This is a genomic window from Corynebacterium uberis (assembly GCF_020616335.1).
In the GTDB taxonomy this organism is placed as follows: Bacteria; Actinomycetota; Actinomycetes; order Mycobacteriales; family Mycobacteriaceae; genus Corynebacterium; species Corynebacterium uberis.
The window spans coordinates 1,822,327-1,839,001 of sequence record NZ_CP085051.1; the positions used below are offsets into that span (position 1 = coordinate 1,822,327).

A 16,675-nucleotide genomic window follows, 5' to 3' on the forward strand; every position below is an offset into this window, starting at 1 on the left:
ATGGATGCTGTCAGTTCCTTCCTCCAGTTCCTTGTCAACGACCTCTTGTCCGTGCCTGCGTTCCTCATCGGCATCATCACCGCCGTGGGGCTGTCCGCGATGGGTCGCCACGCCGGCGACGTCATCGGCGGCGCCCTGAAAGCCACCCTGGGATTCCTGCTCATCGGAGCCGGCGCCGGGCTGGTCACCGCCTCCCTCGAACCGCTCGGCGTGATGATCCAAGGGGCCACCGGCGCCCACGGCGTGGTGCCCACCAATGAGGCGATTGCGGGCATCGCGCAGGACAAATACGGCTCCCAGGTGGCCTGGCTGATGATCCTGGGCTTTGCCATCTCCCTGGTGCTCGCCCGCCTGACGCGACTGTCCTACGTCTTTTTGACCGGACACCACGTGCTGTTCATGGCCACCATGCTCACCATCATCCTGGCCACCGCGGGCTTCAACTCCTGGCTGACCGTCGGGCTGGGTGCGGCACTACTGGGCATCCTCATGGTCTCCCTGCCTGCCATCGCCCACCCATTTACCCGCAAGATCACCGGCGATGACTCCGTGGCCATCGGCCACTTTGGCACGCTTGGTTACGTCGCCTCCGGGGCGGTAGGCGCGCTGGTCGGGCGCAAGTCCCGCTCCACCGAAGAACTCTCCTTGCCCTCCGGGCTGCGCTTCCTGCGCGACTCCATGGTGGCCACCGCGCTGTCCATGGCGCTGATGTATGTGATTCTGGCCATCATCTTCGTCGTGCGCGCCGGCACGCAGGAGGCCTACGGAGCCTTTGACAACGGCGCCACCGGGCTGGGCAACTACCTCATGCAATCGGTGACCCAGGGCCTGCAATTCGGCGTGGCCGTGGCCGTCATCCTCTTCGGCGTGCGCACCATTCTGGGCGAACTCGTCCCCGCCTTCCAGGGCATCGCCGCCAAGGTCGTGCCCGGCGCGATCCCGGCTCTCGACGCCCCGATCGTCTTCCCCTACGCGCAAAACGCGGTGCTCATCGGGTTCATCTCCTCCTTTACCGGCGGGCTCATCGGCCTGGCGTTGCTCAGCGTCTGGCTCCAGCCGGCCTTCGGCGCCGCGCTCATCCTGCCCGGCCTGGTGCCCCACTTCTTCACCGGCGGTGCCGCCGGCGTGTTTGGCAACGCCACCGGCGGGCGCCGCGGGGCCGTGCTCGGCGCGGCCACCAACGGGCTGATCATCACCCTGCTGCCGGCCTTCCTCATCAACGCGCTGGGTGCCTTCGCCGGAGAGAACACCACCTTCGGCGATGCCGATTTCGGCTGGATGGGCCTGCTGGTCAGCGCCGCAGCCTCCGCCCCCGGCTGGGTTGGCCCCGCCGCCGTAGCAGTGGTGGGCCTGGCCGTGCTCGGCCTGGGCCTGCTGTGCCAGCACCGCCTGGTTGATACCCCCTGGGATCCCGCACCCGGGCGCGGGGCAACCTTCGGCGCGGGCGCGGCTGCTGGTGCCGGTGCTGGAGCGGCACAGGATGCGACGGAGGGCGCGAACAAGCAGCACAACCACCCGCGGATTACGCCCCCGCGCGGGGCTCCGGTACCGCCGCCCGCGACGCAGCTGGCAGGCGACGCCGGCGCATAATCGCAGCATAAATCGCCCCGGTGATGTTGTGCACCACCGCCGCCACCGCGCCGGGCAGGGCCGCCTCCGGGGCGAAAAAACGAGCAGACATCCCGCTGGCCAGCCCGGCTGACTGGGTGCCAATCTCCGTGGCCAGGGTGCGCACCACCGGCTCATCAAGGCGGCAGATCCGGCCAGTAAGAAAGCCCAACACGTAGCCGCCCACGTTGTGGATGACCACCGCCACAATGACAATGGCACCCACGTCCAACAGCCGCGCCGCGTTGGCACCCACCGTGCCAAACACCACCCCGCCGATACCCAGGATGGACACCACCGGCAACACCGGCAGGATACGATCCACCCACTTCCCGGCCAGCCAGCGCACCACCACCCCACCAATGACCGGCGCCAGGACCGTCTGCACCAAAGACAGCGCCATGGCCGGACCATCCACATCCGTGCGCGTGCCGTGCAGCACCAGCATGAGCATGGGGGTGGCAATCGGAGAAATCAGCGTAGACACGCTGGTCATGGCCACAGAGACCGCCACGTCCCCACGCGCAAGAAACGCGATCACGTTAGAGGACGTCCCGCCCGGCACCGAGCCCAACATGAGCAGCCCCACCGCCAGCGCCGGATTGAGCCGCAACGCCCACGCCACCACCACCGCCAGCAGCGGCATGATGACAAACTGCGCAATCACCCCGATGATCACCGGCGTGGGCCGGCGGGCAATGAGCGCAAAGTCCGGCAGCGTCAGCGTCAGCCCCATGGAAAACATGATGAGGATGAGAAACTCCGTGATATGGCCGGTCAGCGGCACAAACGGCGCCGGGAAGAGCAAGGCGATGACCGTACCCGCCAGGATGAACACCGGGAAGGCGGTGATGACCAGGCGCGAGGAACGGTCAGTCTCCAGGGCGGGATCGAGGTTCGTTTGGGTCACGTCTGGTGCTCTTTTCCTTCTCTTGAGGTCTCTCGGTCTTTCGGCTCGGCTGCGCGGGGGTGGTGCCCGTGTGTGCGTGCGGATGCGCGGGCGTGGTGCTTGCGCAGGCGGTGCGCGGTGCAGTACTCCAGAGACTAGCGCGTCACGTCTCATATTGTGGGACTTTGGTGTCATTAGTTGGAATGTTGTGGGTGCTACCTCACCGCTTCCTCACCGCTTCCTCACCGCTTCCTCGCCGCTTCCTTGGCGCCCGCACGGCCGCGTACCCTGTTTTCTCATGACCGCCACCCCAGATTCCGGTGCCCCAGCTACCCCGACGACCCCAGACAGCACGGACACGCCTGCCACCGTCGCCTCCGGTGCGCTGACCATGTCCACCCACGGAGCGCATGTCTTAAGCGCCGACTCCCCCTTCGGTCCCCTGCTCTTCTTGTCTTCGGCCGCCACCCTCGATGGCTCTGCCCCCATCCGCGGCGGCGTGCCCGTCATCGCCCCCTGGTTTGGCACGCTCACCGGCCAGGAGCCCTCCCACGGTTGGGCGCGGCGCCGCGACTGGGCGCTGCGTCCCACCGCCGATGGCATCGAGGCGACCACCGTGTGGCGCGGCATCAGCCTCACCCTGACTGCACAGACTTACGGCAGCGGCTTCGCCCTGGCACTCGACGCAGAAAACAAGGGGCCCACCGCGCGCACCGTTCAGCTTGCCCTGCACCCCTACTTCGCAGTCTCCGACGTCACCGCCATCCGCGTGGAGCACCCCGGCGGCACCACCACCTTCGATGGTTCGCTTATCGACGCCACCCATCCCCACCCCTTCGACCCCGATACGGGAAACTTCGACGCACCCGCCGCCCGCATCATCGACCCCGGCATGGGCCGCTACCTCACCGTTTATGGCACCGGCACCGACCACACCGTGGTGTGGAATCCGGGGGCCCAGGCCGACCAGACCATCGCCGACTTGAGGCCTGGGCAGTGGCGCGACTTCGTGTGCGTGGAGCCGGCCCGCCTGGGCACCTCGGCGCGCGGATTTACCCTAGCCCCAGGCGCATCGGCCACCTTAGGCATGCTGGTGCAGGCCCATGACATCGCCTCGCTGAACCGGATGCGCCGCTAGCCGCCCCATCGCCGGGGATGGCAGACATTTTTTTTCCCGGCATACTGGCTGCCATGAGCACTCAACCCCGACTCCCCCGTTTTGAGGCCATCCTCGCGGTCATCGGGCTGGTTGTGCTGGGCATCGGCCTTGTCAGCCATACCCCCATGATGAGCGTGATTGGCATAGTCACCGCGGTACTATGCGGCCTGGCCGCCCTCATCGCCTACCCGCTGTCCCGGCTCTCCTCCACGGCGAATGCCGTGGCGCTCGCCGTGGGCGTAGCTCTGTGTGGCTGGGGCATCTGGTACTCCTTCGAATACCCCAACGAACCCGAGTTTTTCTCGCCCTTCTCGCTGGTGTTCGTGGCAGGACCGGTGGCTATTGCCTGCCTGCTTAACCTCGCCCACGCGGCGCTGCGCCGCGGCTCAGCCCACCGCGACGGGTGAATCCGCACCCTTGCGCACAGTGATGGACCACCCGGCATCCCCGCGCCGGGAGAAGTCAATGACCTCATGGCCGTCCGTGGCCGCCCAGCGCGGGATCGCCTCGGTGGCCTGGGTGCAGTCAAAGTCAATGACCAGCTCCTCGCCCGGGCGCAAGCCTGCCATGACGTCCTTGGCCTCAATGAGCGGGAAGGGGCACACCGCGCCGACGGAATCCAAGGCGTAGCGCCCCTGCCCCAGCGCACGTGCTTTGCCGGAGGGGTCCGTCGCCTGAGCGCGATCTCGCTGGTCCGGCTCCGCGGCGGGCTTGACCGCCAGGCGCACCGCCCCGGTGGCTACCGGGATGCGCAGCTGCGGGGCCGCGTCCGGGGCCGCCAACACGTGGTCTTCCGCCGAGGTGTGCTGCTCGGCGGATGCGGGCACATCCACCGCGCGCTGCGGGCGCAGCCACACCCGGGCCGCGGCACCCACGCCCAGCGCCATGAACAGCAGCGCCACCCAACCCTGATAGCTAAACAGCGAGGTCTGCACCATGCCGTTGCCCACCGTGCAGCCGCCAGCCCACGCCGCGCCGATGCCCATGAGCACCCCGCCGACCGCGCTGCGCTGGATGGTGCGCGCATCCGGGACACGGACGCGGAACTCCCCCGTAGCCCGCGCGGCAAGGAAAGAACCCACGAGAATCCCCACCACGAGCATCACGCCCCAGTCCACGCGCGCACCATCGCCGGTAATCACCGCGTTGACCAGGTTGGATGACGGGGTGGTAATCCCCAGGCCATCGTTGCGGCCGGTGGCTGCCGACAGCGGCCAGGCCACCACGCCCAGCAGGCCCACCAGCGCACCGGCGGTATAGACGTGCAGGGGCCGTGACCACCGGCGGGCACCGGGGGCGGGTGCGGGGGTGGGCAGGGAGGCGTCGATACGCAAGAAACGCGCGGCCAGCAGGACCGTGACCACGGTGAGCCCCAGGGCGAACCACCAGGGGCTCACCCCCAGCGTGGCGGGCAGCGTGGTGGCCTCCACCGTCTGGGATCGCAGCCACGAATTCAGCGGGTGCAGCGCGCCGGTTTTCATCGCGGCGGCGCTGAGCGCATAGGCCACCAGCGCCACCCAGGAACCCACCAGGCCCTCGCCGGCGCGATACCACGTGCCGGACGCGCAGCCCCCGGCCAGCACGATGCCCACGCCAAAGACGAAGCCGCCGACGATCACCGCCGCGGGCGCGAAATTATCCACCTCCGGGGTAATCACCCCGGCACTAGTCAGCGCAGCAATGCCCACCGCGTGGACGGCGATGACGATGAGCAGCGCGACGAAGGTACGCCAGGAGCGTTGCAAGAAAATGTCGCGCAGCATGCCGGTCACGCAGAAGCGTCCGCGCTGCATGACGGCGCCGAGTACGGCGCCAAGCGTCAGGCCAGTAAGGATCATGGGGCAGCTCTCTTTGCTGTTTCGGTTGCGGTTGAGTGCACATCGGTGCCGCTCGGGGGTGGGCGCCGCCAACGCCGACTAGACGGCAGGCGTCCTCCCCGCGAGGAACTTTCCGCAACCCTAGCGCTAAACAGACCTACTTGTCTACCCTTTTTAGACCGCTAGGTTTGCTCTGGGTCTCCAGCGCCTTCTTCCGCTTGCTCTTTTGCACCCTCTTCTGCACCCTCTTCTGCACCCTCGACCGCCTGTGTGTACCACTCAGTCAAGGCCGGATCCTCCGAGGCGAACTCCGCGCCCGCACCCTCCTGAGCGGCCACAGTATCGGTGCCAAAAACAAAGTCATCGCCGTGGGCATCAATGCCGCGCGCCACACCCTTGGCAATCGCCGCGCGCGCATACGTGCGCCGGATCATGTACGGATCCGTACGCAAATCCTTTGCCCAGCACACCATCGCACCGAGCAGAATCACCACGAAGGGCACCGCGCAGGTCACCATCACCGCCTGCAACCCACTGAGCGCATCCTGGCCGCCGGCCAACAGCAGGAACAAGGAGATCAGCCCCAGGCTCACACCCCACACCACGCTCACCGGGGTGGCCGGCACCGGGCGGCCGGACTGGGACATCGAGCCCATGACCACCGTCGCGCTATCTGCGGCCGTGACAAAGAAGATCACCACCGCCACCAGGGTGAGCACCTGGGTCACCGGCGCCCACGGCAGCGCGCCCAACAGATCAAACATCACGTTCTCGCCGGAATCCTTAATCTCCAAGCCCACCCCGGAGAGCACCTGAGAAATCGCCGTGCCGCCGAAGATGACATACCACGCCAGGCTGATCAGGCCCGGGCCCAGAATCACCACCACCGTGTATTCACGAATGGTGCGCCCCCGCGAGATCTTGGCAATGAACATCCCCACAAAAGGCGACCAGGACAACCACCACGCCCAATACATGGTGGTCCACGAGGTCATGAACTCCCGTGCGTCCTCCCCCTGCGAGCCGGACACGCTCAACATCGCCGGAACCCGGCCCACAAAATCCACCAAAGAGGTAGGAATCAGGTCCAGCAAGAACACCGTGGGCCCACACACCAGCGTAAAGGTGGCCAGGATGATCACCAGCGCCATATTCGCATTGGACAACAGCCGAATGCCCTTTTTCACGCCCGTGACCGCAGAGAGAATAAACAACGCCGTCAGAACCGAGATCGCGCCGATGATAAACCCATTGCCCGCCACCGACCAGCCGGTGACAATCTGCGTGCCGGCCTGAATCTGCAGCGCACCAATACCCAGCGAGGTGGCCGTGCCAAACAGGGTGACCAGCAGCGCAAAAATATCAATGACACGACCCACCAGCCGGTGCGGACCGTTAGGAAAAACCGGCTCAAACAATGCCGAGATCAGCGGCAAGCGCCCGCGCCGAAACGCCCCATAGGCAATCGCGCCGCCCACAAACGCGTAGATCCCCCAGGTGAAAAACGTTTGGTGCAACAGCGCCTGGGAGATCGCCGGCAGCACGTTATCGCGCTGGCCGGCCGTGCCATGCGAGGCCGGAGGCGTGTGCAGGAAGTGGGTCATCGGCTCCATCGGCCCATAAAAGATCAACCCAATGCCCAGGCCGGCGGCAAAGAGCATGGAAATCCATGAGCCCCGGGAATACTCCGGCTCCTCCCCATCCGCGCCGAGGCGAATATTGCCCGTCGGCCCGCAGGCCACGACCACCATAAAGCCCATCAACGCAATGACCATGGTGGTAAACAGCCAGCCGCAGTTGGTGGTCACCCACTCCCGCATGCCGGTACCCACCTCCGCCAGGTTCTCCGGGGCGATTACCGCCCAGGCCAGCACCGCCACGGTGACCACCAGGGCGGCAGCGAAGACCACCTTGTTGGTGCGAAACTGCGCACCCGTCTGTTCCACCCCGATTCCCGGAATGAGCCCCGGATGGATGGGCTGGTGAGTACCCTCATGGACGAGGCGCCGGCCCCGTCTGATCGTGGTGGCCGCCCACTGGGAAGTTCGGGGCTGCCTGTGGTCATCGTCCTGCTGCGTCATGCCAGGTCCTTTCCTGGGACTGTCGTGGCGGGAATTCCGCCGGGGTTGTGTCTGCGTCCTGCAACGCGGGTAGGCTTGCCCATTCATCGCTAGCCGCGCGGCAGTCCGCCCCGGCTTCCTAGCCTAGGTGGAAGGTTCAGCCCGCTCCCTCATTCGCCCTTCCCCACTTCCTGATCTCCTCCCGCTTTTAGCTTTTTGCAAAGGACCTCATGCCTGACCAGCCCGCCAGCCCACCTCCCCCGCAGCGTCCCGGATCCACCCGGCTGCGGTTCTTACAGTCCTCCCCCACGCTCTACCCGGACGGTCTGCACCCCGGTTTGGTGCCGGGAATTAGCGTGGATGAACAGCGCAATAAATTTGGGCTCAACCGGTGGGTCTTTGGATTTACGGCCGCGGTCATCGTGGCGTTTATCGCCTGGGGTGTCAGCGCCCCGGACTCCGTGTCTTCCGTATCCAGTGCGGGTTTTGAGTGGGCGATGACGAACGCGGCGTGGCTGTTTAATATGGTCATGCTCGCCGGGGTTGGGGTGACGCTATTTTTGGCGTGCTCACGCTATGGGCGAATCACGTTGGGCAAGGACGGCGAGCGCCCGGAGTTTTCTCGATTTTCGTGGATCGCCATGATGTTTGGCGCGGGCATTGGTGTGGGTATTTTCTTCTTTGGCCCTTCCGAGCCGCTGAGCCATTACACCTCCCCGCCGCCGCATACTGTTGCCGCACGTACCCCGGAGGCTGTTCATCAGGCGATGGCGCAGTCGCATTTCCATTGGGGGCTGTTCGCCTGGGGATTGTATGCGGTGGTCGGCGCCGCGCTGGCTTATTCTTCCTACCGCCGCGGCCGGGTATCGCTGTTTAGTTCCGCCTTCCGCAGCATTGTGGGCCCACGTTCGGCAGGCAGGGCAGGTTCGCTTATCGACGCCCTCGCCATCATCGCCACCGTCTTCGGCACCGCCGCCACGCTCGGCCTGTCCGCCATCCAGATCGGCCGCGGCATCGAGATCATTCGGGGTGCCGGCCCGCTGACAAACGGGGCAATCATAGTCCTGATGGCGGTGTTGACCTGTGGTTTTATTATCTCCGCGGTCTCTGGGGTCTCTCGGGGTGTGCGCTATCTTTCAGCGTTGAACATCACGCTGACCCTCGGGCTGGTGCTCTTCGTCTTTGTCACCGGGCCCACGCTTTATTTGCTCAACCTTTTGCCCTCAGGCCTGCTGACCTACGCAGATCAGCTGCTAGCCATGGCCGGAAAGTCCCTGTCCTGGGGGACGGATACGGTGGACTTCCAGGCCACCTGGACCGCGTTTTATTGGGCGTGGTGGATCTCCTGGACGCCGTTTGTGGGGATGTTCTTGGCCCGCATTTCTCGAGGGCGGACATTGCGGGAATTTGCCCTGGCCACCATGGCCGTGCCCAGCTTCATTCTCGCGGTGGCGTTTACGTTCTTCGGCGGAACCGCCATTACTTTAAGCCAGGGCGAGCACCCGGCGGTCAGCGCTACAGCCACCCCCGAGCATGTTCTTTTTGCCATGTTTGATGCGCTGCCGCTGCATGCCATCACACCGGTGTTGTTGATTTTTGTGCTGGCCGTGTTCTTTATTACGTCTGCCGATTCTGCTTCTGTGGTGATGGGAACGCTGTCTACCCGGGGAAACCCTGCGCCGCCAAAGACGATCGTGGTCTTTTGGGGGCTGTGCATGATGGGTATTGCAGTGGTCATGCTGCTGTCTGGCGGCGAGAATGCGCTGTCTGGTTTGCAGTCACTGACCATTTTGAGCGCCCTGCCCTTTTCCGTAGTACTGCTGGTGCTCATGGTCGCGCTGGTCAAGGATCTGCGCACCGACCCGGCGGCGATTCGCCGCGAGTACGCCCGCAGCGCGATCAATAAGGCGGTCTACCGGGGCATTGAGCGCCACGGCGATGACTTTGAGATCAGCGTGCGCCGCGCGGCCGAAGGAGAGGGCGCCGGGGCGGAGTTTGATTCCACCGCGCCCCGGGTGACCTCCTGGTATGAACGCACCGATGAGGACGGCAATCGGGTGGAGTATGACTACTCCACCGACACCTGGGCGGACGGCTGGCAGCCTCCCGCGGCTGGGGATGACTCGCCGGAGGACACCGGCACCGGCACCGGCACCGATGCGCCGGGCTCCCCGAGCTCCCCGAACGCTCCTGAGCCTCCCCAGCCGGCGTAGCGGACTACTCCAGTCCCTTGCCCGAGGGAGAGACCAGGATCTTCACGGCGGTCTCGTTGCGGTTGATCAGGGTGTCAAAGCCCTCATCAACAAGCCCGTCGAGGCCGATCTTGGCGGTGATGAACGGGCGCAGGTCCACCTTCCCTGATTCCACCAGGGCGATGGTCGCCGGGTGGGAGTTGACGTAGCCGATGGTGCCGCGGACATCCAGCTCGCGCATGACCAGCTTGTGCATGTCAAAGTCACTGCGCTTGCCCCAGATGGACACGATGACAATCACGCCGTGGGGGCGGACTGCATCCATGAGGGTATCCAGGACGGCCTGCACGGAGGTGCACTCGAAGGCAACATCTGCGCCCTTTTCGTCGGTCAGCTCCATGACCTTGGCGGCCACGTCGACCTCGGTGGGATCCAGCGCAACGTCGGCGACCCCGGCGTCGAGAGCCTTCTGGCGGCGCAGCGGAGAGATCTCCGTGATGATGACCCGTGCGCCCAGGGCCTTGAGCACCGCGGCGGTCAGCAGCCCGATGGGGCCGGCACCACCGATGACTGCGGTGGTCCCTGCGGCGTTGTCCTCGTTGAGGCCTGCACGCTCCACGGCGTGGTAGCCCACGGACAGCGGCTCGATCAGCGCGGCCTGGTCCAGCGGCACGGAGGGGTCGATCTTGTGCACCCAGCGGCGGGCCACCACGATGTTTTCGCCCAGTCCACCGCCGCCACCGCCAAGGCCAATGAAGTTCATGTCCTTGGACAGGTGGTAGGTCATGTTTTCAGCGCTGGTGTCCACGTCATCGTGGATGAGGTAGGGCTCCACCACCACGTGGTCGCCGACGGACAGGTCATCGACGCCCTCGCCGAGCTCGGCGACAACGCCAGAGAACTCGTGGCCCAGGGTCACCGGCGCGGTCTCCCCGGAGATGGGGTGCGCCTCGGTGGCGGTGGGACAGAAGATGGGGCCTTCGAGATATTCGTGGAGGTCGGTGCCGCAGATGCCGCACCAGGCGACGTCCACGCGCACGGTTCCGGGCTTGATCGGCTGAGCGTCAATATCCTCGATTCGAATATCGCCGCGATCATAAAAACGGGCTGCTCTCATAGCATTGTCCTTTCCGTTTCCGTTTCCATTACCCAACACTAACCAGTGTAATGAATATTGAAAGAAACGGTAGGGCCAACATTGAGCACCCAAAAAATGTTGTATTTCCGCCCACTTTTGGGGCTAAAAAGAACGCGCGGGGTGGGAATTCTCAGAGGATTCCGCACCCCGCACGCCACTCGCGCAATTGGCTGCGCAGCGCTACTTCTTGGCCTTGCCGCCCTGCTCGAAGAGGAGATCCAAGCAGGTCACGGCCAGTCGGGCGGCCGAGATGGAAGCAAACAGCGCCGCCACCTGACCCTGGTCACTGCGCGGCAGCAACAGGCCAACCTCTTCAGTATTTTGGGCCCGAACAATCCAAATGCTGGTTTCTACATCTGGGCTGACCTCCGGGTCGCCGGCAAACACCACCCATTCCCGGCCCGGGTGGTGCGGATCTTGTTGCACACGGTCAAAGTCCGCCTGCCCCACAACGGTTTTATATTCCGCAGCAACTAAACGATCCAGCGCCTGCGAAAGCGGGCCGACGTGATCGTGCGAGAAGAACGCCAGACTGTCATGCTGAGACCCGTCATAGACGTCCAGGCTGTATTCGCCCGCCTCGCCGGGCTGGGCGGGGAAGATGGCGAGCTCCTTGGAATCGGTCAGCGCCCAGGAGCGCACGGGCTTGACTTTGCCCTCCGCGCCGTCCTTGTGCGCAGGCTGCGCCGGCTGTTCGCCCACCGCCTGCTGCTGTTGGGCTTGCCGCGCCTTTTCTTCCTCCTCGCGCTGCCTGCGGGCCTTGCTTGCCGACGCCGCCCGCAGCACCTCCGCAGGCTCCACCACCTGGGCGGGAATCACCGTCGCGGACGACTCGTCTGGTGCGGGAGCTTCAGCAGGTGCGGAGGTTTCAGCAGGTGCGGGGGCTTCAGCGTGGTCAGAAGCCTCAACCGGTGCGGATTCGACCTCATCGCGGGAAACCGCAGTGGCGCCAGTACTCGGCGCGGGCGCTGCCGCGGAGCCCTCTGGAGCGTCGGTGGCCCCGGCGGTTTCGGTGGAGGCTGTGGCCTCACCGGCCTGGCCGAGCTCGGGGCCCGCGGCGGGAACGTCCGGCTGTGCAGCCTCGGGGGCGTCGCTAGCGGCAGGCGCGGCGGGCGCTGGGGGCGTTGAAGGGGCCTGCGGTGCGGGGCCGGCGGCGGCGTCGATAAGCCGCTGCGCCTGCGCATCGGTGAGGGCGTAGCGGGTGATCAGCTCCTCGACTCGCGCCTGGGCGAGGCTACGATAGTCCTCCCCCACGTTGGCCGCCCGGGCGACGTTATCGGCCACCAGGTCAAGGTTTTCGCCGGCGCGCCCGCGGGCGAGGGCGTACTCCGCGCCACGCAGGTAAGCGTTGATGCGGTTGTGCACCCCCACCTGGTCAACATGCTCACGCCAGTCCGGCGCTTGGGCGCGCGGGAAACCGTAGTTGGCGTCGGCTGTGTCCGCCTCCATGAGCATGGCCCACTTGAGGCGATCCAGCTTCGCCGAGGGGGCCGCGGCGGCCGCGTAGGCGTCCAGGAAGGCGCGGGCCTCGGTGTGGGTGTCCTCCCCGGTGCGGGCGCCGACGTCGAGAAGCAGCGCGTAGTGGCCCCCGGAGGGGTAATCGTTAAACAATCGGGTGGCAAAGTCGAGAGTTTGGTCCCGCATGCCCAGCCCCAGCATGTGATCGGCAATCCAATGCGGATCGAATTCCTGGTGGCTCGACGATTGCAAGCCCATGCGATTATGGGGCGTCCAGTTGCTGGCGATGAACGCAAAAATCTCGCGCGCACGATCATCCAGCATCGCCGACTCACAACGCAACAGGGCCTGCTGATACTTACCCTGATCCTGAAGAATATCCACCTCAGCAGCGGCATCGTCGAGCGCCTTGGCCACCTCTAGTCGCAGCGTGGTGTCCTTGAGTAGTCGAGCATTGCGCTCCACCCGGGCCAGCGCGGCGCCATCTAAAAAGTCCAGGTGATCCGCAATGCGCACCGACCCCAAACGCGGACTATCTGCCTTCATGCCCACCAGCCAATCCGCAATCTCCGCGGGCTGCTGGGGATACGTGCGGCACACATCCACGTGCAGCGTCGAGGCCTCAATAAGGAAGCGCGAAAACAGCGGCCGGAAAGTAAAGGCCTGCCCGTCAGTCGCGTTCACCGCGCTCATCAGCGCCCGCAACCGGGGACCAAGATCACAATTACGCCCCGCGTGATGAGCCGACGCAAGCAGATCAAAAGCCTTAATAATCAGCGCATCCGCGCCCGGCTGTTCCTCATACACCCCCGCCACGGCCGCATCCACCGCCTGCGAAACCAGCGCATCTACCGCACTATCAGAACCCAACACCAGCATGACGTCGCGCTCCACCCCACCCCGGGACTCCGGGTTTTGGTGGGTCTGGAGGAAACGCACCGCCTCGACCAATTGGGAACGCGAAGCATCAGCTACCGCCTGGTCAGCGGCGCGACGCAGGTATTGCTCCTGTTCATCAGAATCACCATCCCCGCGGTGGCCCCCCGAACCTCCCGCGGCGACGTGGCCGGAATCCACGGCCTCGCCTTCTACAAGGTCAAAAAGGTCATCCGGGTTTTCCTGACCGGGTGCGGCAGATGTTGTGCCTGCGGCCTGCTCCGAAGCTAAATGCATGCCAGTTATTCTAGCCTGACTTCATCCGCACCCGTGGTGGGCGGTCCCCACCACAATCAGCTTTGGTCTAGTTGGCTGTAATCCCCACTGCGGCGCCCATGCCCACGCGACTTCCCGCTCACTATCGCGATACGCCTGTGCGCGCCTTCAGCCGGACTTCAGTCGGCCGGTGGCCGGACTTCAGTTATTGTTCACACGGCCGACGGCCGGTCTGCGAGCGGTCTGCGGCCGCTGGTCAGTTGGTGGTCAGCTCGTAAGCAGTTTTCGGTTGCCCCGTGACTAGCCTTCATCCGTGGACAACGCCGCCACAAAGGCCTCCTGCGGCACGTTGACCGAGCCGATGGACTTCATGCGCTTCTTGCCTTCCTTCTGCTTTTCCAGCAGCTTGCGCTTGCGGGAAATATCGCCGCCGTAGCACTTGGACAGCACGTCCTTGCGCAGCGCCTTGATGTTTTCGCGCGAGATGATCTTTGACCCAATGGCCGCCTGCACAGGAACCTCAAACTGCTGGCGAGGGATGATCTGCTTGAGCTTCTTGGTCATCTTGTTGCCATAGAACTGCGCGTTGTCGCGGTGCACGATGGCGCTAAACGCATCCACCGGCTCGCCCTGGAGCAAGATGTCCACCTTGACCAGGTCCGCTTCCTGCTCGCCAGCCTCCTCATAGTTCAGTGAGGCGTAGCCCTTGGTGCGGGACTTGAGCATGTCAAAGAAGTCAAAAATGATCTCGCCGAGTGGCATGACATAGCGCAGCTCAACCCGATCCTCGGACAGGTAGTCCATGTTTTTCATCTGCCCGCGCCGCGATTGGCATAGCTCCATAGTTGGGCCAACAAAATCCGCGGGGACGATGATGGTCATGTCCACGATGGGCTCGTAGATCTCTCGCATCTTGCCGCCCGGCCAGTCCGCCGGGTTGTGCACCAGATGCTCCGAGCCGTCTTCCGCGATGACGCGATAGGTCACCGACGGGGCGGTGGAAATGAGATCAAGGTCAAACTCGCGTTCTAGGCGGGCGCGGGTGATCTCCATGTGCAGCAGGCCCAAGAATCCGCAGCGGAACCCAAAGCCCAGGGCCACCGAGGTCTCCGGCTCGAAGGTCAGCGAGGCGTCATTGAGCTGGAGCTTATCCAGCGCGTCGCGCAGTGCGGGGAAGTCCTGCTGGGAGATGGGAAACAGGCCCGAGTAGACCATGGGCGCCGGGTCCTCATAGCCCTGCAGGGGTTCTTCCGCCCCCTTGGCCGCCCAGGTGACCGTATCGCCCACCTTGGTCTCACGCACGTCCTTCACGCCCGTGATCAGGTAGCCCACCTCGCCGGGGCCCAACCCCTCACACTTCTTTGGGGTGGGTGAGACGATGCCAATTTCTAACAACTCATGGACCGCGCCGGTAGACATCATGCGCACCTTCTGGCGCGGGGTGAGCCGCCCGTCGACCATGCGGATGTAGGTGACCACCCCGCGGTAGGTGTCATACACGGAGTCAAAGATCATGGCACGCGCCGGCGCATCCGCGCTGGCGTCCTCTGCCTGCGGGGCGGGGATCAGCTCGCAGACGCGATCGAGCAGCTCGGACACGCCCTCGCCGGTCTTGCCGGAAACGCGCAGCACGTCGCCAGGCTCGCAGCCGATGATGTTGGCGATCTCAGCGGAGTACTTCTCCGGGTCCGCCGCAGGCAGGTCAATCTTGTTGAGGACGGGGATGATCTCTAGATCTTTATCCATCGCCATGTAGAGGTTGGCCAGCGTTTGTGCCTCGATGCCTTGGGCGGCGTCGACAAGCAAAATAGCACCCTCGCACGCGGCGAGCGCCCGGGAGACCTCGTAGGTGAAGTCCACGTGGCCGGGGGTATCAATCATCTGCAAAACCAGCTGCTCGCCGGCGCACGCCCCCGAACGCGGCACCCACGGCAAGCGCACGTTCTGCGCCTTGATAGTGATGCCGCGCTCGCGCTCAATATCCATATTGTCCAGGTATTGGTCGCGCATGTCGCGCGCGTCCACCACGTTAGAAAGCTGCAGAATCCGGTCGGCCAACGTGGATTTGCCGTGGTCGATGTGTGCGATGATGCAGAAATTGCGGATCCGCGTGGGGTCCGTAAACGTGGTCTCAGCAAAATTGCCGGGCATAAATGGAGCGATCCCTTCGATCAAAGTGACCGTACTGACTCTACCCAACCCGGCGGTATATCCTAACCAGTAGCAGCACCGAGCAGCACCGTTGCTGAGAAGACTATGCCGTATCTATCCCGTTCTATCCCGTCAAGATGCTGGATTGACCTGACGCAACCATGACCTCCTCACCGGAATCCTCCACCCCGGGCCCGCACCGCGGGGTGTTTCGCACGCTTATCGACGCCGCGTCACGCCTGCTCCCCGGCCACTCCGCCCCGCCCCTGCAAGCAGGACTCGACCGCATCAACTCCCGGCTCGGATTCGGCGACGACCCCGACGAGCCCACCGCACAACACCAGCCCACCGACATCACCGTGGCCAATACCGCCGACCACGCCCGCGGCCTGTACTACGCCCCCGACATGGACGGCCAGCCCGAACCCGGCGAAGTGGTGTGGGTCTGGGCACCCTCCGACGGCGCGGAGGCGACCCTGCGCAACCGCGCCATCCTGGTCGTTGGCCACAACCCCTACACCGTCCTCGGCCTACTGATCTCCCCCAACCCAGAGCACGCAGACGATGACATGTGGCTCGACATCGGCGCCGGCGAATGGGACGAGGCCGGCCGCGACTGCTGGGTGCGCCTCGACCGCGTCCTGGAGGTCTCCCACCTGGACATCCGCCGCCAAGGAGCGTTCTTTCCGCAGCGACGTTTCGAGCGCGTGGCCGCCAAGCTGCGCGACAACTTTGGCTGGACCTGACCTGAGCCGGCGCTGCTGACCTGAGCTGGCGGTGCTGTGTGCTGACGCTGCTGTGTGCTGGCGTGGCTAGCTTGAGCCGGCGCTGTTGACATGAGCTCGCGGTGCTCGGATGCGCTGCTGGCATGCGTTGGTTCTTGGGGCGGTTGGAAGCGAGCGCCGATTGCTGGTAACGTATCCGCAGTTGTCTGCATAACGGCCGCGCTGGACTCGGCGGTCAGGACCTTGGGTCCGCAAGATTCGGCGCCCAGCATGCTGCTGGAGCGTACCCGGGATGCAGGCGCAGTAATCGAGTAGTTTCATCGACA

The 16,675-nt window shown here is 64.9% G+C and carries 11 protein-coding genes; 5 read left to right on the top strand and 6 right to left on the bottom strand.

Going from position 1 to position 16,675, the window contains the following annotated elements:
- On the top strand, window positions 1-1,590 hold the full coding sequence (ulaA, locus tag LH390_RS08350; protein WP_227281749.1) for a PTS ascorbate transporter subunit IIC: 1,590 nt from the start codon (window positions 1-3) through the stop codon (window positions 1,588-1,590).
- On the opposite strand, the gene LH390_RS08355 is transcribed toward ulaA, so the two are convergent.
- Window positions 1,523-2,518, bottom strand: a complete 996-nt coding sequence (locus tag LH390_RS08355; protein WP_227281748.1) for a bile acid:sodium symporter family protein — start codon at window positions 2,516-2,518, stop codon at window positions 1,523-1,525. The genes ulaA and LH390_RS08355 overlap by 68 nt on opposite strands.
- Window positions 2,519-2,795: 277 nt before the next feature.
- Between LH390_RS08355 and LH390_RS08360 the strand changes: the two genes are divergently transcribed.
- Window positions 2,796-3,635 (top strand): aldose epimerase family protein, encoded by an 840-nt coding sequence (locus LH390_RS08360; RefSeq protein WP_227281747.1) that lies wholly within the window; start codon window positions 2,796-2,798, stop codon window positions 3,633-3,635.
- Between the two features lie 53 nt (window positions 3,636-3,688).
- Window positions 3,689-4,063: a PRA1 family protein gene (locus LH390_RS08365; RefSeq protein ID WP_227281746.1), complete on the top strand. Its 375-nt coding sequence runs from the start codon at window positions 3,689-3,691 to the stop codon at window positions 4,061-4,063.
- On the opposite strand, the gene LH390_RS08370 is transcribed toward LH390_RS08365, so the two are convergent.
- Window positions 4,043-5,494 (bottom strand): YeeE/YedE thiosulfate transporter family protein, encoded by a 1,452-nt coding sequence (locus LH390_RS08370; RefSeq protein ID WP_227281745.1) that lies wholly within the window; start codon window positions 5,492-5,494, stop codon window positions 4,043-4,045. The two genes, LH390_RS08365 and LH390_RS08370, sit on opposite strands and share 21 nt — an antisense overlap.
- A gap of 161 nt (window positions 5,495-5,655) precedes the next feature.
- On the bottom strand, window positions 5,656-7,554 hold the full coding sequence (locus LH390_RS08375; protein WP_227281744.1) for a BCCT family transporter: 1,899 nt from the start codon (window positions 7,552-7,554) through the stop codon (window positions 5,656-5,658).
- 209 nt (window positions 7,555-7,763) lie between these two features.
- On the opposite strand from LH390_RS08375, the gene LH390_RS08380 reads away from it, so the two are divergent.
- Complete coding sequence (locus tag LH390_RS08380) at window positions 7,764-9,746, top strand: BCCT family transporter (protein ID WP_227281743.1); 1,983 nt, start codon at window positions 7,764-7,766, stop codon at window positions 9,744-9,746.
- A gap of 4 nt (window positions 9,747-9,750) precedes the next feature.
- Here LH390_RS08380 and LH390_RS08385 read toward each other — a convergent pair whose 3' ends face one another.
- The 3 genes from LH390_RS08385 to lepA all read right to left on the bottom strand — a co-directional run bounded on the left by LH390_RS08385 (window position 9,751) and on the right by lepA (window position 15,624).
- Window positions 9,751-10,842 carry a 2,3-butanediol dehydrogenase gene (locus tag LH390_RS08385; RefSeq protein ID WP_227281742.1) on the bottom strand — a complete coding sequence of 364 codons (1,092 nt, stop codon included), beginning with the start codon at window positions 10,840-10,842 and terminating at the stop codon, window positions 9,751-9,753.
- 201 nt (window positions 10,843-11,043) lie between these two features.
- Window positions 11,044-13,494, bottom strand: coding sequence for a hypothetical protein (locus LH390_RS08390; protein ID WP_227281741.1), 2,451 nt, complete (start codon window positions 13,492-13,494; stop codon window positions 11,044-11,046).
- A 279-nt stretch (window positions 13,495-13,773) separates the two neighbouring features.
- The gene (gene lepA / locus LH390_RS08395) at window positions 13,774-15,624 is read right to left on the bottom strand and encodes a translation elongation factor 4 (RefSeq protein WP_227281740.1); all 1,851 of its coding nucleotides are present in this window, start codon (window positions 15,622-15,624) and stop codon (window positions 13,774-13,776) included.
- A gap of 161 nt (window positions 15,625-15,785) precedes the next feature.
- Here lepA and LH390_RS08400 point away from each other — a divergent pair, with 161 nt between their 5' ends.
- Complete coding sequence (locus tag LH390_RS08400) at window positions 15,786-16,370, top strand: type II toxin-antitoxin system PemK/MazF family toxin (RefSeq protein ID WP_227281739.1); 585 nt, start codon at window positions 15,786-15,788, stop codon at window positions 16,368-16,370.
- Window positions 16,371-16,675: the final 305 nt, after the last annotated feature.

What these genes read in the sequence shown, in the direction of transcription:
- ulaA (WP_227281749.1), top strand. Translation starts at nt 1, where the DNA reads ATGGATGCTGTCAGTTCCTTCCTCCAGTTCCTTGTCAACGACCTCTTG.
- LH390_RS08360 (WP_227281747.1), top strand. Translation starts at nt 2,796, where the DNA reads ATGACCGCCACCCCAGATTCCGGTGCCCCAGCTACCCCGACGACCCCA.
- LH390_RS08365 (WP_227281746.1), top strand. Translation starts at nt 3,689, where the DNA reads ATGAGCACTCAACCCCGACTCCCCCGTTTTGAGGCCATCCTCGCGGTC.
- LH390_RS08370 (WP_227281745.1), bottom strand. Translation starts at nt 5,494, where the DNA reads ATGATCCTTACTGGCCTGACGCTTGGCGCCGTACTCGGCGCCGTCATG.
- LH390_RS08375 (WP_227281744.1), bottom strand. Translation starts at nt 7,554, where the DNA reads ATGACGCAGCAGGACGATGACCACAGGCAGCCCCGAACTTCCCAGTGG.
- LH390_RS08380 (WP_227281743.1), top strand. Translation starts at nt 7,764, where the DNA reads ATGCCTGACCAGCCCGCCAGCCCACCTCCCCCGCAGCGTCCCGGATCC.
- LH390_RS08385 (WP_227281742.1), bottom strand. Translation starts at nt 10,842, where the DNA reads ATGAGAGCAGCCCGTTTTTATGATCGCGGCGATATTCGAATCGAGGAT.
- LH390_RS08390 (WP_227281741.1), bottom strand. Translation starts at nt 13,494, where the DNA reads ATGCATTTAGCTTCGGAGCAGGCCGCAGGCACAACATCTGCCGCACCC.
- lepA (WP_227281740.1), bottom strand. Translation starts at nt 15,624, where the DNA reads ATGCCCGGCAATTTTGCTGAGACCACGTTTACGGACCCCACGCGGATC.
- LH390_RS08400 (WP_227281739.1), top strand. Translation starts at nt 15,786, where the DNA reads ATGACCTCCTCACCGGAATCCTCCACCCCGGGCCCGCACCGCGGGGTG.